We start from the raw sequence: 19451 nt of genomic DNA, 5'->3' as shown, positions 1-19451 counted from the left end.
AGGTGAAATACACAAACTTGCAAGCTGCCAAAAAAATACAACACAATCCGACTAAAGTACTACGCTTGACATAGTTTGGACACACATTCGTGTCCACGATATCGCTCTTAAAACCAGGCTGCGTGAACGCGCGTGGGCATTCAAGGAAAAATGCATGTGGCAGGAAGACCGTCATCAGAGAATTCGTGCGCTGCTGTCCACGCTGCAGCGCGTGTCGACCGAACGGATCATGGCGGACCTGGGGGTATCGCGCGAAACAGTGCGGCGCGATCTGCTCGACCTCGAAGCACTCGGAGAACTGCGGCGAGTTCATGGCGGAGCGATCAAACCCGCTGACGAAGCCCCCATCGCCGAACGCGCGCATATGCGCGTCAAATCCAAAACGGCCATCGCGAAAGCCGCGACCGGTTTGATCGCGAGCGGCCAGACGCTGTTCATCGACGCGGGCACCACGACCGCGGCGCTCGCCGAAGAACTGGCGAAGCTGGCGAATCTGACCATCGTCACCAACTCGATCGACGTCGCGCTGAAAATGCGCGGCGGCGTCGAGCAAACCGACGCCGCCAACGAAGTGATTCTGCTCGGCGGCTCGATCAGCGACCGCGCAATGGCGACCACCGGCGCCACCACCGTGCTCGATATCCAACGCTATCGCGCGGACCTCGCGCTGCTGTCGCCGGTCGGCGTCGATCACCGGCATGGCGCGACCAATTACGATCACGCCGAAACCGAAGTAGCGCGCGCAATGGTCGCCAACGCGGACCGCGTGGTGATCCTCGCGGACTACAGCAAGATCGGCCAGCGCAGCCGAATTTCGTACTGCCCGGTCGAGCGGATCGACGTGCTCGTCACCAATAAAAAAGCGGCCGAAGCCGCCGAGTTCACCGCGCTGAAAAAGAAGCTGGAAGAGATCGTTCTGGCTTAAGGTTCAGCGCTTCGGATTGCCGGAACACGTTGCTATTCCTTCACATGCATCGTATCGAGCGCGCGCTTGCGCAAGCGCGTGTCGTGCAGCGCGCCGGCGGCGTCGAGCACCGGATAGGCGGTCGAACAGAACAGTGAGTTGAGCCGCTTCATGTCGCTGATCAGATCCAGGTGGAGCGCGCTGGTTTCGATGCTGCGTAGTGTTTGTCCGGCCAGCCGGTCCAGATGCTTGTACGAATACGCGCGCTCCAGATCGCGAAAACGCTCTTTCTCCGCCAGCAGACGCTCGGCGCATCGCAGGTCGTTATTCAGAAACACCGAGAGCCCCAGTTGCAGGTTGCTGACGAGCCGCGCCTGCAGGTCGTCGAGTTCACCCAGTCCTTCTTCCGAAAACGACAGACGGTGCGCGATCTTCTTTTCCTCGATATCCCTGACGATCCGCTCGATGATGTCGCCTGCATGCTCCAGGTTGATCGTTAAAGAAATGATGTCGGTCCAGCGGCGGCTGTCCGCTTCGTCGAGCTGCTCGCGCGAGATCAGCGTCAGATACGTTTTGACGGCCGCGTAGAGTTCGTCGACGTCGTCGTCCATGCGGACCGTTTCACGGGCTTTGTCCAGACTGTTGTGATGGATCAGGTCCGCGACGTTGTCGAGCATGGTGCGTACGATGTCGCCGATCCGCAGCACCTCGCGCGCGGCATGGGCGAGCGCGAGCGTGGGCGTGGACAGCGCGGCGGTGTCCAGATGCAGCGGCCGCAACTCGCCGTTCGGCAGCGGCCGGTCCGGCAGCACGCGCACGCAAATACGTGCGACCGGATCGATCAGCGACAGACACGCACAACACCGCAGCGTGTTGTAGATCAGGTGAAAACCCACCGTTGCCTCGCGCGGATTTGCGATCAACACCGGCAAGCCGCGCGCCAGCAACGGCGCGAACGGCAGGATCAGCAGCGCGCCGGCCAGCTTGAACGCGAAGCTGCCCAACGCGAGCCGTCGCGCCGCCGCGTTCTGCGCCACGGTGCCGAGCAGCGCCAGCAAGCCGCTGCCGAGGTTCGCGCCAATCACCAGACATAGCGCGACCTTCAGCGAAATCACGCCGGACGACGCCAGCGTCGCGGTCAACAACACCGCCGCGAGACTCGAGTACGACAGCATCGCGAACGCGGCGCCGACCAGGGCGTCGAGCATGGTGTCGCCGGTCAATGCGCCGAACATCACGCGCACGCCGGCGCCTTGCATCATCGGCTGGGCGGCTTCGACGATCAGGTGCAATGCCAGCAGGATCAGCCCGAGCCCGATCAGCGTGCGGCCGGTCTGGCCGATTCGGTCCTGCTTGCGCGACAGGAACAGCGGCACGCCGACCAGAATCAGTATCGGCGAGAGCCACGACAGATCGAGCGTGAGGATTCGCGCCATCAGCGCGGTGCCGACGTCGGCGCCGAGCATGATCGCGAGACCGCTGGTAAGCGGCAGCAGTCCCTGCGCCGCGAACGACGTGACGATCACCGCGGTGGCATTGCTGCTCTGTACCAGACTCGTGACGCCGACACCCGCGAAAAACGCCCGCGAGCGGCTGGCGGTGCTGCGGCCGAGCACGCTGCGCAGATCGGCGCCGAGGACCCGCAGGATGCCGGTACGAACAATGTGAGAGCCCCACACGAGGAGCGCTACACCCGCGAGAAGGTTAAGGAGAATCAACATAAGGTGCTGCCCGTTGCTGCTGCCGTGACCCAACCGCATGCCGCCCTGACGCGTTATGCGAAGCGTATGTGACAGTAGTGTTGCACATTTTTGCCTTATTGTAATTTTGTGCTTTTGACTATACGCTCGTGGCAAACTGTGGATTGCTGTGTGCCGGCTGATGCGCATCGGCCACGCAGTTGATTCGACCCATTAAATAGAAAGGACTCTGGATGAGCCGCAATCTTGCGCTGTTCGACCTGGATCACACGCTGCTGCCGCTCGATAGCGATCAGGCGTGGGCCCACTTCATTGCTGGCTTGGGAATTGAAGGCGCGGCGCGGCACGCCGAGGAAATCGACGGTTACTACCGCCAGTACGTGGCCGGCACGCTCGATATGGCGGCTTACCTGAACTACACGCTAGCGCCGCTGGCCCGTCACTCGCGCGCGCAGCTCGACGCGTGGCACGCGCAGTTCATGCGCGACGTGATCACGCCGGCCATCTTGCCGGCCGCACGCGAACTCGTGCAGCGTCATATCGCGGCGGGCGACCTGTGCTGCATCGTCACCGCCACCAACGTGTTCATCACGACACCGATCGGCAAGGCGCTCGGCTTCGATCATCTGCTGGGAATCGATCTGGGTACCGAAGGCGACGATCCGTCGGCGCGCTTCACGGGCAAGGCCGTCGGGGTGCCGACTTTCCGCGAAGGCAAAATCACGCGCACCGAACATTGGCTGGCGTCGCTCGGGTACCGTCTGCAGGATTTTCCCCAAAGCTGGTTCTATAGCGATTCCATCAACGACGTGCCCTTGCTGGAGCGCGTCACCGATCCCGTCGCGACGAACCCCGATCCGCGTTTGCGCGCCATCGCTAATGATCGTGGCTGGCGAGTGATCGAACTGTTTGGTTGAGCGGTGTCGCGCGGCGCGGTTTGCGGCGGGAACGCTTACACCCGCCCCTTCCACGGCACCAGCCGCCGCTCCAGCGCGCGCATGCCGAGATCGAACAACCACGCGATCAGACCGATCAGTACGATGCCCATCACCACCACGTCGGTACGCAAGAAGCTCGACGCATTGAGCACCATCTGACCCAGCCCTGCGGTGGCCGCGACCATTTCGGCGGCGACCAGCGTGGTCCAGCCGAAGCCGATCGCGATACGCAGTCCCGTCAATATCTCCGGCAACGCCGCGGGCAACACCACGTGGCGCACGACCTGCGAAAAACGACCGCCCAGCGAATACGCCGCGTGAATCTGCTCGACGGTCGCACTGCGCGCGCCGGCGCGTGCCGCCATTGCGATCGGCGCAAAGCACGCGAGATAGATCACGACGATCTTCGCGGTTTCGTCGATACCGAACCAGATCACCACGAGCGGCAGATAAGCGAGCGGCGGTAACGGCCGGTAGAACTCGAGCGGCGGATCGAGCAGGCCGCGCGCAACCCGGCTTACGCCCATCAGAATGCCCATCGGCACCGCCGTGACCGCCGCCAGCGCGAACGCGCCGAATACCCGCAGCGCGCTCCAGGCAAGATGCTCGGAGAGCGGCAAGCCGCCTTGAATGCGACCGTGCCACGCGTCGAGGAAAGCCGCCCAGACGGCTTCCGGCGTCGGCAGAAATAATGGCGGCAACCAATGCAAATGAGTGGCGAACCACCAGAGCGCGGCGAGCGTCGCAACCGAGACCGCGCTCAGTGCAGCAGTCGGTCCTTCGCCCGGCAGGCGCCAGCCTTTGGTGGGTCGCGCCTTGCCTGCGGCGGGTTCGTTTTTCCGGCTCACAGGCACCGTGCTCAATGATTCGCGTGAAGCCGTCACGACACCACCTCTTCCTGATTGCGCTCATGCAGGCAACGCACCAGCCGCTCCCGCCATTCGATGAAATCTGGCGACGACTTCACCGCACGCGCGTCGCGCGTCTCGAGAAAACGGCGCGCGAACGGTAGATCGTAGCTCTCGGCGATGCGTCCCGGACCCGGCGTCATGACCACGAGACGTGTCGCGAGAAACAGCGCCTCTTCAACGCTATGGGTGATGAAAAACACTGTCTTGCGCGTGCGGCCCCACACGTCGAGCACGAGTTCCTGCATCGACTCGCGCGTCATCGAATCGAGCGCGCCCATTGGTTCGTCCATTAGCAGCACCTGTGGGTCGCTCGCCAGCGCGCGCGCAATGCCCACGCGTTGCTGCATGCCGCCCGAGAGTGCATAGACCCGCGAACGTGCATGCTTTTCGAGCCCCACCAGCGCCAGCATCTCGCGCGCGATGCGCTCGCGCTCCGCCTTCGGCACGCGCTGAAACCGCAAGCCGAGCGCGACGTTGTCGAGTACGTCGAGCCAGGGCATTAGCGCGTACTTCTGAAACACCACGCCGCGATCCGCGCCGGGGCCGTGCACGAGTTCGCCGTTCAGGCGCACCTCGCCTGCGGTCGGCGTGATGAAACCGGCGATGCAGTTGAGCAAGGTCGTCTTGCCGCAGCCCGACGCGCCCAACGCAACGACGAACTCACCGGCGCCGATCTGCAGATCGACGTCCGCGAGCGCGACGTGGGGCGCCGCGCCGCGTGCGCTTTCATAAGCGACGTGCAATCGCCGGATTTCAAGACCGCTCATGGCTCGACCTCATACTGCGGATGTGAAACAACCTGCATCGATCAATGCGCCGCACGCTGCACGAACTGCGGATCGACGCCGCTCGAATAATCGGCGAGCACGTTCTGAATCGTACCTTGTGTCTTCAGAAACGCGGCAGTCGCCGCCAGCGACTTCGCCGCGCCCGATTGCGCTCCGCCTCCCAGCCACGCATTCGACGCTTGCTGCGCAGGTGTCGGGAAGGCGTAGAGCGCAAGGCTTGCCGGTACGTCTTGCGCGTTGGCGCCGGATTCCTTCGCGACGGCTTCCACCTGCGGCGACGCCGCACTCCACGCGGACGTGTGATCGCGATAGCTCGCGTCGGTCGAAGCCAGCACCTTCACGAAACGGGCGACAAACTCGGCGTTCTGACTCGCGAACTTACGATCGACGACAAAGCCGTCGAAGGTCGCTTTGCCGGTTTGCTGCGCAACCTGGCCCGACGTGATCAGCACCTTGCCGTTCTTCTTGACCTTAGCCAGCACCGGGTCCCAGATATAAGTCGCGTCGATGTCGCCGCGCGCCCACGCCGCCGCGATTTCAGGCGGCCGCAGGTTGACGATCTTCACGTCGGCCGGATTCACGCCGGCACTCTGCAACGCGACCAGCGTATGGAAGTGCGAGGTCGACACGAACGGCACGCCGATCTTCTTGCCTTTCAATCCGGCTACGCTCGTCACGTCGGCGCCGTCGCGCGCGACCAGCGCTTCGGCGTCGTTGATATTGTCCAGAATCCAGAACAGCGAAATATCGACCCCTTGCGACAACCCCGCCGCGATCGGGCTCGACCCGGCTTCGCCGAGCTGCACTGACCCGGAGGCGAGCGCACGGATCACGTCGGCGCCGCTGCCGAGCTTGCGATACGTCACCTTGTAGCCCGTGGCTTTCTCGACTTCGCCAGTGGCCTGCGCGTAACGCCACGGCACCACCATGTCCTGATACGCGATCACGACTTCTTTGGTGTCGGCGTGCGCCGCGGAAACAAACGTCGCGGACAGGGCGAGCAGCGTGGCGAACGCCGCCAGCGGACGGTGAAAGCGCTTCATCGGGAAACCTCGTGAGTGGAGAGTGTCTGGGAGGATTCCGACTATAGGGAGTTTGTTCACTGACGGTTCTATTTAATCCGCAATTGCTAATGACGCCGTTCAAGCATTGCTTTTCGCGCTCGGTTGGTTACGAGCGACTGCTGCGGCGGGCAGTGAGCCGGTTCCAGCGAATGATGAGGCTTGCCATGCTCGCACGCAAGCTGGCCGTTCGGCATATTGATCGTGCGTTGGTGACTGCGGGATGATTGGCGGATCGTTTTCACCGTCTGGTCCCATGATCGATTTTCTTAGCCGTCTTAGCTGGTTGTTCTTCAATGTCGGTGTGCCGATACTCGCGCCGATCGCGCTGCTGCCTTTGCTCGGTTTCTCGCGCTTCTACCGGCGGGCGTCGAAAGGCATTGCCATACGTTCGGTGCAAGGCGGCCAGCTTCTGTGGGTTGGCATTTCGATGTGCGCGAGCGCGTGTTACGAGATCGGCGGCGCGCTGGGCAATGCGCCGTCTGATGGCGCGCGTGCCTTGCTGTTCGCCGGCTTGGTCTGGCATGGCATGTTCATCGTCACGTCGTCCATCATTGTCTCGTTCGGCACGGCCGATTCGATGCCCCGCGCCGCCGGCGAAAATAGTGAGAAGGTCTCCGAGCGGCTGCTGATGTGGGCATCACTGGTCATCACGACACTCGTCGCAGCCTCCTATTCGATATCCCATTATTCGTTAACCTAACTAAATTAAATTCGCTGCGCTATAATTTCGTCACCGCTACACACAGGGGAGCCAGATGCCCAATCTGATCGACTACGTCATCGAAAATCAAGCTATGCGTCACCGATTCATCGCAGCCATGATTCCCTTCACGATCGTCGGCACCACGATTTCATCGGTTTGCATGGTGCTTGCGCGCTACTATCGCTAGCATGGGTGAGTCGGCCTCAAAAGTCGGCCCACCAAAAACAAAGCCCGCATCGAGTGCGGGCTTTTTTTAATACGGACAGCGAGCTAAAACGCTCAGACCACGCCAGCTCCATGCGCCTGCAAATCGGCGTGATAGCTCGAACGAACCATCGCACCCACCGCGGCATGCGTGAAGCCCATCTTGTACGCCTCTTCCTCGTACATCTTGAACGTGTCCGGGTGCACGTACGAGCGTACCGGCAGGTGGTGTTCCGACGGTTGCAGGTACTGGCCGATCGTCAGCATGTCCACGTTGTGTTCGCGCAGGTCGTGCATCACTTGCAGAATTTCTTCTTCGGTTTCGCCGAGGCCGACCATCAAACCCGACTTGGTGGCAACGTCCGGATGCAACGCCTTGAAGTCTTTCAGCAGCTTCAGCGAATGCGCGTAATCCGAACCCGGGCGCGCCTCCTTGTACAAACGCGGCACCGTTTCGAGGTTGTGGTTCATCACGTCGGGCGGAGCCGCGTTCAGAATGCCGATCGCGCGATCCAGACGGCCGCGGAAGTCCGGCGTCAGAATTTCGATGCGCGTTTCCGGCGAGAGCTCGCGCGTCTGGCGGATACATTCCACGAAGTGAGCTGCGCCACCGTCGCGCAAGTCGTCGCGGTCCACACTGGTGATCACCACGTACTTCAGCTTCAAGGCCGCGATGGTGCGCGCCAGATTGCCGGGTTCCTCGACATCGAGCGGATCCGGACGGCCATGGCCGACGTCGCAGAACGGGCAACGGCGCGTGCACTTGTCGCCCATGATCATGAACGTGGCGGTGCCCTTGCCGAAGCATTCGCCGATATTCGGGCAGCTCGCCTCTTCGCACACGGTGTGCAGGTTGTGCTCGCGCAGAATCTGCTTGATTTCGTAAAAGCGTGAATTGCCGGTCGCCGCCTTGACGCGAATCCAGTCAGGCTTCTTCAGCTTTTCGATCGGAACGATCTTGATGGGGATACGGGCGGTCTTGGCTTGCGCCTTCTGCTTCGCGGTCGCGTCATAAGCAGCGGCGGAAGCCGGCACGGTGTCGGAAGCGGGAGAAGTTGCGAGGTTCGCGGTAACGTCAGTCATTCGTTCGGTCCAGTCAGGCGGTGAGCGCACCGGCCTGCGGTTGGGCGACGGCCGCGGGACTGCCGTCGAGGTTTGCGGTGAGGCGTTCTGCAAAGGTACGGGCCACGTGGTTCCAGTCCGCCGTGACGCCCAGCGTTGCCATGTCGACTGTTTCGAGCCCCGCGTAGCCGCACGGATTGATGGCCAGAAACGGCCGCAAGTCCATGTTTACGTTCAGGCTCACGCCGTGATAGCTGCAGCCGTTGCGGATTTTCAGACCCAGCGCGGCGATCTTCGCACCGGCGTGCAGTCCGGCGTGCAGTTCCGCATCTGACCCGGCGCCCACATAGATACCGGGGGCGCCCGCCTTGCGTTCTCCGGCAAGATTATACGCCGCGAGGGTATCGATCACGGCCTGCTCGATTCGCGTGACCATCTCGCGCACCATCAGCTTGCGGCGTCGCAGGTCGAGCAGCAGGTAGGCGACAATCTGGCCGGGGCCGTGGTAGGTGATCTGACCGCCGCGATCCACCTTGACCAGCGGAATGCCGCTGTCGGCGGCCAGCAGGTGCGCCGGGTCGCCGGCCTGACCGAGCGTGAAAACGGGAGGGTGTTCGACTAGCCAGATTTCGTCGGGAGTATCCGCCGTGCGGGCGTCGGTGAACGCGCGCATGGCTTCGAAACTGGCTTCGTAGGGTTCGCTGCCCAGCCAGCGCAGCGTGAGCTGCGCCGTGGCGGGCAAGGGAGACGGGGAAACCGGGGTGGCGCACATAATCTCGCCAGTTTACCGAAATCTGGGAATCCCCGTTGAACAAGGAAACATGAACCGTGCCGGGCGCAACCGCGTGGCGGCTCGTGCTTCGCTCAAACCGTGCGCCAGCCGCCGCGCATACGGGCCGTAAGGCGTTCGCCGATCCGCGCAAACCAGTTCAGCGCGCGCTGATCGCAGCGCGTCGGCACGGAAAACGTCACCTTCGCCTGCGCGCCGCCCTCGGCGCTCAGCCACAGCCGCTCGCCACAGCGCAGGCGGAGCGTATGGCCGGGCTGCAGCCAGTAGTCTTCGGTATCGTCGCTACGTGTGACCCAGACCGCGCCGCCCTGCACGACCAGCCGGGTGCTGCGTGCTACCTTCATGGGAATGGTTTCGCCGCTACGGATTTCAAACGCGATGCTAGAGGAAATTTCTCGCATGATGCCCTCGCCAAAAATCGTTTCATGGCTACAATCGTAGGCGTAGCAAGGGTTTACGCAAAACGATCAATTTTCACCTCTATGTGAGAAATATTGCGATGGACCTCCGGCAACTCCCCGCACTGAACGCGATCAAGGCGTTCGAAGCCGCCGCCCGCCACGAAAGCTTCTCGCGCGCCGCGGACGAACTCTTCGTCACGCACGGCGCCGTCAGCCATCAGATCCGCGCGCTGGAGGCCGAACTGGGCGTCTCGCTGTTCGCCCGCGACGGCAAACGCGTGCGGCTTACCGACACCGGCCGGCGCTACGCCACGCACGTGCGCGGCGCGCTGATGGCGCTCGCCGACGCCACCCGCGAAATCCGCGCTGGCGACCGCGAGCGGCGCCTGGTGGTGTCGATGTTGTCGTCGTTCGCGGCGCGCTGGGTGACGCCGCGCATCGGCAGCTTTATCGAGGCGCATCCGCAATGGGACCTCGAACTGCTGTCCACCAATGCCCTCACGGACTTCGCACGCGACGACGTCGACGTGGCGATCCGTTTCGGCTTCGGCAAATATTCGGGGTTACACGCGGAGCTGCTGCTGGAGGAGATTTTCTTTCCGGCCTGCGCGCCGGGCTTCAACGGCGGCAAGCTGCCGCAGACACCGGCCGATCTCGCCAAAGTCCCGCTGCTGCGCTCCGACGACGAATTGTGGCGCCCATGGTTCGACGCCGCCGGTCTCACGGATTGGCCGGAGCCGAAACGCGGGGTGCTGTATCAGGATTCGTCGAATCTGCTGCAGGCGGCGATAGACGGTCAGGGCGTCGCGCTCACGCGCCGCTCGCTCGCCATGCACGAAATCGCGGCGGGGCGCCTTGTGCGGCTATTCGATGTGGATGGGCCGAGCCCGTGGCAGTACTACTTCATCTGTCCGCCGCAAATGCTCGAGACCGCGCGGGTCAAGGCGTTTCGCGACTGGGTTTTTGCAGAGGTGGGGCGCTTCAGGCAGCTATTCGAACAGGCCTGCGAGGTGGGGCCCGGCACTGACAGCGACGCTGTTCAGCCGGCGGACGCGTTGCGCGTCACGCCGTAACGACGTCAAACGAACCGCGTGCGAATAACTCGAGCGATGCGAAATCTCAAAGCACCACTTTAACCATCGGATGCCCGGTCAGCGCACGATAGATATCGTCGAGCTGTTCCTGGCTGGTAGCGCGCACGGTGACCGTCAGACCGGTGTAGTTGCCGCCGCTCGATGGCCGCGTTTCGAGGCGCGACGTGTCGACGCCGCTATCGAACTTCCGGACCACCGCGACGATCGTGTCGGCGAACTCCGGATGCGTTTTTCCCATGATCTTGATCGGGAAATCGCAGGGAAACTCAAGCAGTGATGTTTTCTCGGGATTCATTCTCTACTCCTTGCTGCTCTTCTAGTGCGTGTTGCGCGTATTGCGCTTCCTTGGCTTTGGCTCGCTGGTAGCCTGCGTGCAGTGCCGCAAAGACCTCGCCTGGCCGGCCTTCTCCAACCGGCCGGCCGTCGAGCTGCGTGACGGGCAGCACTTCCTTGGTGGCCGAGCTCACGATGATCTCGTCGGCGGCCCGCAATTCGGCCTCGCCGATCTCACGCGCCTCGAAGCGGATGCCGCACTCTTGCGCGAGCGTTTCGACCAGCCCGTAGCGAATCCCTTCGAGAATCTTGTGACTGCGCGGCGGCGCGGCCAGTACGCCGTCCTTCACCACCCACACATTCGACGACGACCCTTCGGTCAGCACGCCGTCACGCAACTGGATCGTTTCGAACGCGTCGTTTTCGGCGGCGTATTGCGCCATCAACACATTGCCGAGCAGCGAAACCGACTTGATGTCGCAATTCAGCCACCGGCGATCTTCCGCCGTCACGCAACGCACACCTAGCGCACGCTGCGTTTCTGACGGCAGATTCAGCGGCGTGACCATGACGAACACGGTAGGTTGAATGCCAGCCGGAAACGCATGACCGCGCTTTGCGACACCGCGTGTCACCTGAATATAGGCAATCGCGTCCTGATCGGCGCGCAAACCGGCATGCGCCTCGTTAGCCGCGACCACGCGCGAAATCAGCGCACGCCAGCCGGCGTCGTCGAACGGATTGGCGATGCCGATCTTGCCGACCGAGCGGGCAAGCCGCGCCAGATGCTGCGCGAAACGAAACGGCGTGCGACGCCCGGCGGGGCCGGCATACAGCGGCGCGACTTCGTAAATGCCGTCGCCGAAAATAAATCCGCGGTCGAGAACCGGCACACGCGCTTCGGACAACGGCACCAGCTCGCCGTTCAGATAAACGATCGGGTCGTGCGAGACTTCTTCGACAGCGGTCATTGCGGGCAAGCTCTTACTTCTTCTTGTTGAACATCAGCATCAGCGAATCCCACACGCGGCCGACCACGCCGGCTTGCGGCACAGCCTGCAGCGCGACGATCGGGAATTGCGCCAGCACCTTGCCGTCGGCGACCAGCTTGGCCGTGCCGACCTGCTGACCGTTCGCGATCGGCGCGATCAGCGGATCGTTCTGCTCGATCTGCGGCTTCACCTTGTCGCCCATGCCCTTCGGCACGGTGATGTACTGATCGCCCTTCACGCCGATCTGCACCGTGTCCTGCGCACCCTTGTAGACACGCGGCGTGCCGACCACCTGGTTCGCCTTGTACAGACGCACCGTGTCGTACGCGGTGTAGCCGTAGCTCAGCATTTTCAGGCTGTCCTGCACCCGGTCGTGCTCTTTGGTTTCGCCCATCATGACCGTGACGAGACGGCGCGAGCCGTCGGTCGTGCCCGGCAGCGGACGCTTCGCGCTCGCGATCAGGCAATAGCCGGCCGCTTGCGTATGGCCGGTCTTCAGACCGTCGACGGTCGGATCGATCCACAGCAGACGGTTGCGGTTCGGCTGCTTGATCTTGTTGTACGTGAATTCCTTGACCGAGAAGATGTTGTAGTAGTCGGGGAAATCGCGGATCAGACGCGCCGACAGCACCGCGAGGTCGCCCGCCGTGGTGTAGTGCTGCGGATCGGGCATGCCGTTCACGTCGGCAAAATGGGTGTGCTTCATGCCCAGCTTTGCCGCTTCGTTGTTCATCATGTTGACGAACTGCGACTCGCTGCCGCCGACCAGTTCGGCCAGCGCGATCGCCGCGTCGTTACCCGACTGAATGATCATGCCGTACACCAGATCGTGCACGGTTACCGGCTTGTTCGCCTCGATGAACATGCGCGATTCGTCGGTTTTCACCCGGCGCACCGCTTCGCTCGGCATCACCGTCTGGTCCATCGTGATCTTTTTCGCCTGCAGTGCCTCGAAGACGAGGTACGCGGTCATCAGCTTGGTCAGCGACGCCGGTTCCACGCGCTCGTCGGCATTGCCCGACGCGAGCACCTGATTGCTGGTGGCGTCGACCAGAACCCACGAACGGGCATTCACCGCGGGCGGCGGCACTTGCGCGAACGCGGTGCTGGCCACGAGCGTGGCCGGCAGCACGACGCCGAGCGTCACGGCACGACTAAGCGAAGAAGGAACGAAGGAAGCAACTGACGGGAAGGACGTGCGGCCGGAAGTGGAGAAACGCATAGGGTCGATTCGTGCAGAAAAATACATCGCGCGCAGGGCGCATAGTTTGGAAGAGCCGGTCGGCGAGCGTCTGGCCGCAAAAACGGCGCGGCGCCCGTTGGACTTCCGGCTACGCGATCGGTTCGCGCAGCACGCCCTGCATCCGGCACCGCTGCGCGCGCAACAACGAGGAGACAACCACGAAACAACCAGGTTACGCGTCGCGCGAACTGCCGGATGGGCGGCGCTGCGCCCAAAAAAGAGCGCTCATTATACGCGCGCTAACCTGGTAACTTTGCGCAAACGGGGACGATTAATTTGCGTTTGTGCGTACCTGTACCCCGGAAAACGCGGCGCGACGCACTGCTTAACGCCACGCGTCGACGATGATCCGCTTGAGCACATGCAGCTTGCGATGCAGAAAATGTTCCGCCCCCGGAATCACGACCACCGGTAATTCCTGCGGCCGCGCCCAGTCGTACACCGATTGAATGGGTACCGTGTCGTCGGTCTCGCCGTGAATCACCAGCGTGTTCTCCGGCACGGGCGCCACCTCCCAGCGGCTCGCCGCGGTCCCTACGAAAACGATCCGCTCGATCGCCTGCTGTTCTTCGCGCAACTTCGCGGCGACGTGCGACAGCACGAACGTGCCGAACGAAAACCCCGCGAGCACGAGGGGTAGATCGGCCTGCCCTGCTTCGGCGCGCATATGATCCAGCACCGCGCGCAGATCGTCGCGCTCGCCGATGCCGGCATCGTGTTCGCCTTGCGTCTCGCCGACGCCGCGAAAATTCGAGCGGTACGTCACGTAGTTCAACTGCACCAGGGTGCGGGCGAGCGTTTGCGCGACCTTGTTGTCCATCGTGCCGCCGAACAACGGATGCGGATGCGCGACCAGCGCGATGCCGCGCGGCGCGGTGCCGTTCTCGCGCACCTCGTCGGGCAGATCCAGCGCGACCTCGATCTTGCCGACCGGGCCGTCGATCAGATATTTCTTCGTGTGTACGTTCATGGCGATGCTTATTGATCGATTTTCAGACGCTCGACAACCTTGCCGTTCACCAGGTGCGAATCGACGATTTCGTCGATGTCGCTCTCATCCACATACGTGTACCAGATGCCTTCCGGATAGACGACGAGCGCCGGTCCGAGCTCGCAACGCTCGAGGCAACCGGCCTTGTTGATGCGCACCTGGCCGGGGCCCGCGAGACCGAGTTGCTTCACGCGTTTTTTCGCGTGCTCCTGCATGGCCTGGGCGTTGCAATTCGCGCAACTCGGACGCTCAGCGCCGGGATCGCGCTGATTCAGACAGAAGAAGACGTGGTACTTGTAGAAGGAGTCCATGATGTCCGGGGACGAAACTGTAAGAGTGGGGAATGGCGTTGTAAGCGCGGCAGTGCGCCGTTTGTGCGAACGATTATAGCGAGCGAGGCCGGCGATCGCCGACGCTGACGGCGCGGCGGCGACACCTCACAGCCGCCTCATGCCCGCTTCGCGCGTCGCTTGAGCCACGCCTGCTCGACGACGAACGCGAGCCACACCAGCGCCGCATACGGCCAGCTCCATGCCAGCCAATGCGCCAAGCCGTTGAAGTGCAGATAACGCCCTTGCCGCCAGTCCGCAAGCACGACGTCGAAATAGGGATTCACCGGCAGCAGATTGACCAGCACCAGCGAAACGACCAGCGCGCCGGCGGCGAGCGCCGCACGCGATCTGCGCCGCAGACGCAGCGCCAGCAGCGCCAGCGCCGCGCCACCTGCCAGCCCCACCAGCGCGCCCGGCGTCGCCCAATTGAACGCAAGCCCCGACTGCGATTGCAGAAACGTCGCGCCGACTTTCACGCACAACGTCGCGACGACAAACACCAGCAGCAGACGCACCAGCGGCGCATGCCGACGCACCGGCAGCGACGCCAGCGCGAGGGCGGCAAACAGGTTGAGCGCGGCGATCAGCGCTTCCCATGTATCGTCGGGCAACCTCGCGGCGAGCAAGGCGGGCCATGCGCCGACGTGCCAGCCGGAGGGCGCCCATGCGAGCAACGCGTCCTGCGTCGTCGAATCGAAACGCAGCCACAGGGTACGCGGCCAGTTGCCGAGACCGAACAGGCGCGGCGCGGGATACATCGTCGCGAACGGCCACGCCGCGACGAGGCAGACGAGCGCCGCGCTATCGCGCTCGAACCACAGCAACCGCAAGCGCCTCAGCAAGCCGCGATCGAGCAGCGCGCCGGTGGCGGGCGACATGATCGCCGCGCCGAGCAGCGCACCGAGCGCATTGGCGGCCAGATCGAGATTGGAGGCGACGCGCGTCGGCAGATAGGTCTGCACGGCTTCCATCGTGCCCGACAGCAAGCCGCCCAGCACGAAGGCCAGCGCCACGGCCAGCGTGCCCCGCCAGCGCGGGTAGACCGCCAGCACCATCAGCGCGCCGAACGGCATATAGCCGAGCACGTTCGTGACGACGTCGAACGCCGTCAGGTACTGCGGCATGGGATCGAACAGATAGGCAAACGGAGCAAGGCCGAGCGAACGCCAGCCGGAAAACGGATACCACGAACCGTACACGATCAGCGCGGCATACAGCAGCAACGCCTGCCGGGCGAGCGCCGAGGGACGGCGCTGCCAGGGTTTCACGCTCATGCAGCGCTCCGTTGCGCGCGCTGCTTGCGTGTCACTGCGCGGCGACCAGCGCCTGCACGCCGAGCCACGCGCCGATCTGCGAGACCAGGTCGTCGCTGGCGACGGCAAGCGCCTGGGCGCCGCCGGCGGCGTCCGCCGAACTGGACGGCGCCCGCGCGATAAACGTGCGCTGGCCGATCACCTTGCCGCTCTGCGTCAGCGTGACACGCGCGGTCACGGCTGCGTGACTCTCGGACTGGCTGTCGAAAACCTGCTCGAACTCGCTCAGATCGACCTTCAGGACCGGCGCGGCGACGCCGTCGGCGCCCGTCAGCACGGTGCCGCGCGAACTGAGCGCGCCGCGCAGACGTTGCGTCAACAGTTGCGCGGGCGTCATGGTCCAGTGGCTGTTCGCATAAGCCGCGGTCTGCTGCGCGTCGGCGTAGCTGAGGCGGTAGATCAGCTTGTCGGACTCGAGCATGTCGGGCGCGCTCACTTCGAGCACCTTCACGGCCGGCGACGTGCCCGCCGACGCCGCCGGATTCGGCGGCCCGAAGTCGTAGCGAATGTCGGCGAGCGCGGCCGGATTGCCGGCGCAGCCCGCGGCTAGCACGCCGAACGCGAGCAACACCGCCAGCGCGGCGCTCGAGGACAACAATCGGTGGGTCAAGCGTGACATGACAATCTTCCTTTCTTCAAACCTGCACATTCGTTAATTCATTTGGCGGCCGCGGCAGTGGGCGCAGCGGCATGCCCGGCGGGCCAGGTGAAACCGGCCTCGCCCGGACCCGGCGCTGCCCGCGGCGAGCCGCCGAACAGCAAACCGCTCGGATTGGTGCTGAACGTGTCGGCGGCACGATCCACCGAGCGGGCCGCGGAGCGCACGTCTTCGGCGAGCGAATTGACGCGCGGCAAGGTGTCGTAACCGACCCGCGACGACAGCTCCTGCAATGAGCCGTTCATCTGTGTCAGCGCGTCGCCGGCCTGCTGGGCCGCCGTGCCGACCTTGTTCAGATTGGTCTCGAACGGGCCGTCCACGCGATTCAGGCTGGTGATCAGCTGATTGGTCGACGCCAGCGTGCGATCCAGCTGGTCGATCGTGCCGGGCAACTTGCCGGCTGCCGGCGCAAATTGCTGGGTCAGCGTGGCGACGCCGTCGGCGGCTTTCTGGATGCTGGCCGCGGTGCCGTGCAACTGCGCGACCATCTCCGGTGACAGCAGATTGTCGACATCTTCCGTGACTTTTTCGAGTTTGCGCAGCAGCACGTCGCCGCGTTGCTGCAGTTGATCGAGCAGGCCCGGACGCATCGGCAACTGCGCGACCTCTTTCGCCGACGACGGCAGCGGCGACGGATCGCGCCCGTTGTCGTCGAGCTGGATGAAAGCGATCCCGGTCACGCCCTGAAAACCCAAACTGCCGAAGGTCGAGCGGGTAATCGGCGCGTGCGTGTCGACCAGAATGCGAATCAGGATTTGCCCCGGATGATCGCGGTCGAATTTGATCGACTGCACCTTGCCGACGTCGAGCCCGCGATAGCGCACCGCCGCGTCGGTATAGAGCCCCGTCACGTTGGTGCGCGCGATCAGATCGTACGGCACCCGCACGGAGCGGTCGACGTTGAACAAAAAAGCCGCCACTGCGATGGCCGCCAGCAGGACTACCGTGAACAGCCCCGCCCAGAAGGCATGTGATTTGTTTTCCATTCTCAGGTTCCCTGGTTCACAGCGGCAATTCGGACGACGCCGGCTCGAGCGCCGCGCGCGGCAGCTTCGCGCGACGTTCGGGCGGCAGCGCCTGCAACGCGCGACGTCCGCGCAGGCCGAGGAAATATTCGCGGATGAACGGATGGTCGACGCCCGCCGCCTCTTCGACCGGCGCGGCCGCCACCACTTTGCGGTCCGCCAGCACGGCGACGCGGGTGGACAGCGCGATCATGGTGTCGAGGTCGTGCGTAACCATCACCACCGTCAGTCCCAGCGCGCGATGCAGCGCGGAAATCAGTTCGACAAATTCATCGGACGCCTGCGGATCGAGCCCGGCGGTCGGTTCGTCGAGAAACAGCAGTTCGGGTTCGAGCGCGATCGCGCGGGCAATGCCGACCCGCTTGATCATGCCGCCCGACAGCGCCGACGGCATTTTCGACGCATGCTTGCACGGTAGCCCGACCATCTCGAGCTTGAGCATCACGATGTCGCGCAGCAGGTCTTCCGGCACCTTGCCGAGTTCGCGCACCGGCTGCGCGATGTTGTCGAACACCGACAGCGACGAGAACAGCGCGCCGCGCTGAAACAGCATGCCGGAGCGGCTGCGCATCAGCAGCGCGGTTTCCGGCGAGATCGTCGCGAGATCCTCGCCGAACAGCTTGATGGTGCCGGACGAGGGTTTCTCCAGCCCGAGAATCTGCCGCACCAGCGTGGTCTTGCCCGAGCCCGATCCGCCGACGATCGACATGATCTCGCCGCGCTTCACCTCCAGATTCAGATGCTGATGGACGATGTTGCGGCCATAACGCTTGGTGATGTCGATCACCTCGATCACCGGCTCGGCGATCGACGGCGCAGGCTGGCCGCGCACGGCCTGGGTGAGTGGCGCGATCATCCGAGCCCCACGTTCTGGAAGAGAATCGCGAACACCGCGTCCGCGAGAATCACGATGGTGATCGAAGTCACCACCGAGGTCGTCGTGCCTTCGCCGAGACTCTGCGAATTCGCCTTGATACGGAAGCCGAAATGACAGCCGACGATCGCGATCAGCATGCCGAACGCGACGCCCTTGCCAAGCCCGATCCACAGATTGGCGACTGGCACCACGCCCGGCAACGCGCGCGCGAAGTAGCTCATGTCGATGCCGAGCACGATCTTGGCGGCCAGCGCGCCGCCGGTCAGCGCGATGATATTGGTCCACATGACGAGCAGCGGCATCGCGAGACCGAGCGCGACCACCCGTGGCAGGATCAGCCGCAGGCCGTGCGGAATGCCCATCACGCGCATGGCGTCGAGCTCCTCGGTCACGCGCATCACGCCGATCTGCGCGGTGATCGCCGAGCCCGAACGCCCCGCCACCAGGATCGCCGACAACACCGGCCCCAGTTCGCGAATCACCGACAAGCCGAGAATATTGACGATGTACTGATTGGCGCCGAACAGCCGCAGTTGCTGCGCGGACAGATAGCTCAACACGATACCGATCAGGAACGCGACCAGCGCGGTGATCGGCAGCGCTCTCGCGCCGGCGTTATAGACGTTCGCGGAAATTTCGGTCCACGGCGCGAGCTTCGGCTTGCGCAGGATCGCCAACAGATCGAGCACGACCCGCCCGAGCATGCCGACGCCGCCGTACAGATGTTCGAAGAACGAGAAGATCGACACGCCCAGCCGCGTGAACGGATCGAGTTTGACCACCGGCTCGGCCGTGTCGCGCACCGTGTCGAGCAACGCAATGCGCTCGAAGATGTCGCGCTGCGTGTCGGTCAACGTGGTGTCCGGCGGCATCTTGTGGCCCCAGAAGCGCCACAGCGCCTGGCCGCCGACGTGGTCCATCCGGTCGATGCGCGATAGGTCCCACTCGCGGATGCCCTCGGCTCCGAGCAGCGAGCGCAACAGCGGGATCACATGGCCGGTCGCCCGGTCGCGGGCAAGCGCGAGCGCCGTCCACTGGCCCGAGAGCCGGACGATCTTGCCCTGGCTGCCGGCCGCGACTTCGAGGCCGGGCGGAGTGTCGTAGTTCAAGGATCGCGAGAATCTGGTTATCGGATTAGGGGCCATTGTAACGAAGGCGCGGCGGATCGGCCCCGCCGGCGGCCCCATC

22 protein-coding genes are annotated in these 19451 nt (G+C 63.8%); 5 read left to right on the top strand and 17 right to left on the bottom strand.

Annotated elements, in window-relative coordinates:
• The first annotated feature begins 154 nt into the window (after nt 1-154).
• Entirely contained in the window at nt 155-925 is a 771-nt protein-coding gene (locus BX591_RS31875) for a DeoR/GlpR family DNA-binding transcription regulator (protein ID WP_111935298.1), read from the top strand.
• Between the two features lie 32 nt (nt 926-957).
• Here the strand turns inward: BX591_RS31875 and BX591_RS31870 are convergent, their stop codons facing one another.
• Nucleotides 958-2625: a Na/Pi cotransporter family protein gene (locus BX591_RS31870; protein ID WP_111935309.1), complete on the bottom strand. Its 1668-nt coding sequence runs from the start codon at nt 2623-2625 to the stop codon at nt 958-960.
• Nucleotides 2626-2837: 212 nt separating this feature from the next.
• On the opposite strand from BX591_RS31870, the gene BX591_RS31865 reads away from it, so the two are divergent.
• On the top strand, nt 2838-3521 hold the full coding sequence (locus BX591_RS31865) for a histidinol-phosphatase (RefSeq protein ID WP_111935297.1): 684 nt from the start codon (nt 2838-2840) through the stop codon (nt 3519-3521).
• Between the two features lie 35 nt (nt 3522-3556).
• On the opposite strand, the gene BX591_RS31860 is transcribed toward BX591_RS31865, so the two are convergent.
• The 3 genes from BX591_RS31860 to tauA are packed head-to-tail and all read right to left on the bottom strand — an operon-like array spanning nt 3557 to nt 6284.
• A complete protein-coding gene (locus tag BX591_RS31860; protein WP_111935296.1) occupies nt 3557-4426 on the bottom strand; it encodes an ABC transporter permease subunit in 870 nt (289 codons plus the stop codon).
• Nucleotides 4423-5220: a taurine ABC transporter ATP-binding protein gene (locus BX591_RS31855; RefSeq protein WP_111935295.1), complete on the bottom strand. Its 798-nt coding sequence runs from the start codon at nt 5218-5220 to the stop codon at nt 4423-4425. Before BX591_RS31855 ends, BX591_RS31860 begins: the two co-directional genes overlap by 4 nt.
• A 41-nt stretch (nt 5221-5261) precedes the next feature.
• The gene (gene tauA / locus BX591_RS31850) at nt 5262-6284 is read right to left on the bottom strand and encodes a taurine ABC transporter substrate-binding protein (protein WP_111935294.1); all 1023 of its coding nucleotides are present in this window, start codon (nt 6282-6284) and stop codon (nt 5262-5264) included.
• Between the two features lie 322 nt (nt 6285-6606).
• On the opposite strand from tauA, the gene BX591_RS31845 reads away from it, so the two are divergent.
• Both BX591_RS31845 and BX591_RS37195 read left to right on the top strand, forming a co-directional pair.
• A complete protein-coding gene (locus tag BX591_RS31845) occupies nt 6607-7005 on the top strand; it encodes a hypothetical protein (protein ID WP_244218702.1) in 399 nt (132 codons plus the stop codon).
• Between the two features lie 55 nt (nt 7006-7060).
• Nucleotides 7061-7195: a hypothetical protein gene (locus tag BX591_RS37195; RefSeq protein ID WP_276330789.1), complete on the top strand. Its 135-nt coding sequence runs from the start codon at nt 7061-7063 to the stop codon at nt 7193-7195.
• Between the two features lie 92 nt (nt 7196-7287).
• On the opposite strand, the gene lipA is transcribed toward BX591_RS37195, so the two are convergent.
• The 3 genes from lipA to BX591_RS31830 all read right to left on the bottom strand — a co-directional run bounded on the left by lipA (nt 7288) and on the right by BX591_RS31830 (nt 9465).
• A complete protein-coding gene (gene lipA / locus BX591_RS31840) occupies nt 7288-8295 on the bottom strand; it encodes a lipoyl synthase (protein ID WP_111935292.1) in 1008 nt (335 codons plus the stop codon).
• Between the two features lie 13 nt (nt 8296-8308).
• Nucleotides 8309-9046, bottom strand: a complete 738-nt coding sequence (lipB, locus tag BX591_RS31835; protein ID WP_111935291.1) for a lipoyl(octanoyl) transferase LipB — start codon at nt 9044-9046, stop codon at nt 8309-8311.
• 92 nt (nt 9047-9138) lie between these two features.
• Nucleotides 9139-9465 (bottom strand): DUF2917 domain-containing protein, encoded by a 327-nt coding sequence (locus BX591_RS31830; protein WP_111935290.1) that lies wholly within the window; start codon nt 9463-9465, stop codon nt 9139-9141.
• A gap of 98 nt (nt 9466-9563) precedes the next feature.
• Between BX591_RS31830 and BX591_RS31825 the strand changes: the two genes are divergently transcribed.
• Nucleotides 9564-10538, top strand: a complete 975-nt coding sequence (locus BX591_RS31825; RefSeq protein ID WP_111935289.1) for a transcriptional regulator GcvA — start codon at nt 9564-9566, stop codon at nt 10536-10538.
• Nucleotides 10539-10584: 46 nt separating this feature from the next.
• On the opposite strand, the gene BX591_RS31820 is transcribed toward BX591_RS31825, so the two are convergent.
• From BX591_RS31820 to BX591_RS31775, 10 genes are all read right to left on the bottom strand, one after another.
• Nucleotides 10585-10854, bottom strand: a complete 270-nt coding sequence (locus tag BX591_RS31820) for a DUF493 family protein (RefSeq protein WP_111935288.1) — start codon at nt 10852-10854, stop codon at nt 10585-10587.
• Nucleotides 10826-11803 carry a D-amino acid aminotransferase gene (locus BX591_RS31815; protein ID WP_111935287.1) on the bottom strand — a complete coding sequence of 326 codons (978 nt, stop codon included), beginning with the start codon at nt 11801-11803 and terminating at the stop codon, nt 10826-10828. The genes BX591_RS31820 and BX591_RS31815 overlap by 29 nt, the downstream gene beginning before the upstream one ends.
• A gap of 13 nt (nt 11804-11816) precedes the next feature.
• Nucleotides 11817-13046: a D-alanyl-D-alanine carboxypeptidase family protein gene (locus BX591_RS31810; protein WP_105510799.1), complete on the bottom strand. Its 1230-nt coding sequence runs from the start codon at nt 13044-13046 to the stop codon at nt 11817-11819.
• A 346-nt stretch (nt 13047-13392) separates the two neighbouring features.
• On the bottom strand, nt 13393-14037 hold the full coding sequence (locus tag BX591_RS31805; protein ID WP_111935286.1) for an alpha/beta hydrolase: 645 nt from the start codon (nt 14035-14037) through the stop codon (nt 13393-13395).
• Between the two features lie 8 nt (nt 14038-14045).
• Nucleotides 14046-14369, bottom strand: coding sequence for a (2Fe-2S) ferredoxin domain-containing protein (locus BX591_RS31800; RefSeq protein WP_035553765.1), 324 nt, complete (start codon nt 14367-14369; stop codon nt 14046-14048).
• Between the two features lie 137 nt (nt 14370-14506).
• Nucleotides 14507-15664: a VanZ family protein gene (locus BX591_RS31795; RefSeq protein WP_111935285.1), complete on the bottom strand. Its 1158-nt coding sequence runs from the start codon at nt 15662-15664 to the stop codon at nt 14507-14509.
• Nucleotides 15665-15695: 31 nt separating this feature from the next.
• Nucleotides 15696-16322, bottom strand: coding sequence for an ABC-type transport auxiliary lipoprotein family protein (locus BX591_RS31790; protein ID WP_111935284.1), 627 nt, complete (start codon nt 16320-16322; stop codon nt 15696-15698).
• 38 nt (nt 16323-16360) lie between these two features.
• Nucleotides 16361-17347: an MlaD family protein gene (locus BX591_RS31785; RefSeq protein ID WP_111935283.1), complete on the bottom strand. Its 987-nt coding sequence runs from the start codon at nt 17345-17347 to the stop codon at nt 16361-16363.
• 16 nt (nt 17348-17363) lie between these two features.
• Entirely contained in the window at nt 17364-18242 is an 879-nt protein-coding gene (locus tag BX591_RS31780) for an ABC transporter ATP-binding protein (protein WP_111935282.1), read from the bottom strand.
• On the bottom strand, nt 18239-19372 hold the full coding sequence (locus BX591_RS31775; protein WP_111935281.1) for an MlaE family ABC transporter permease: 1134 nt from the start codon (nt 19370-19372) through the stop codon (nt 18239-18241). Before BX591_RS31775 ends, BX591_RS31780 begins: the two co-directional genes overlap by 4 nt.
• Nucleotides 19373-19451 lie beyond the last annotated feature (79 nt).

It is taken from the genome of Paraburkholderia bryophila (assembly GCF_003269035.1).
GTDB classification, from domain to species: domain Bacteria; phylum Pseudomonadota; class Gammaproteobacteria; order Burkholderiales; family Burkholderiaceae; genus Paraburkholderia; species Paraburkholderia bryophila.
Note: the sequence above shows the minus strand (reverse complement) of the source record. Positions and strands in the feature narration are given on the sequence as shown.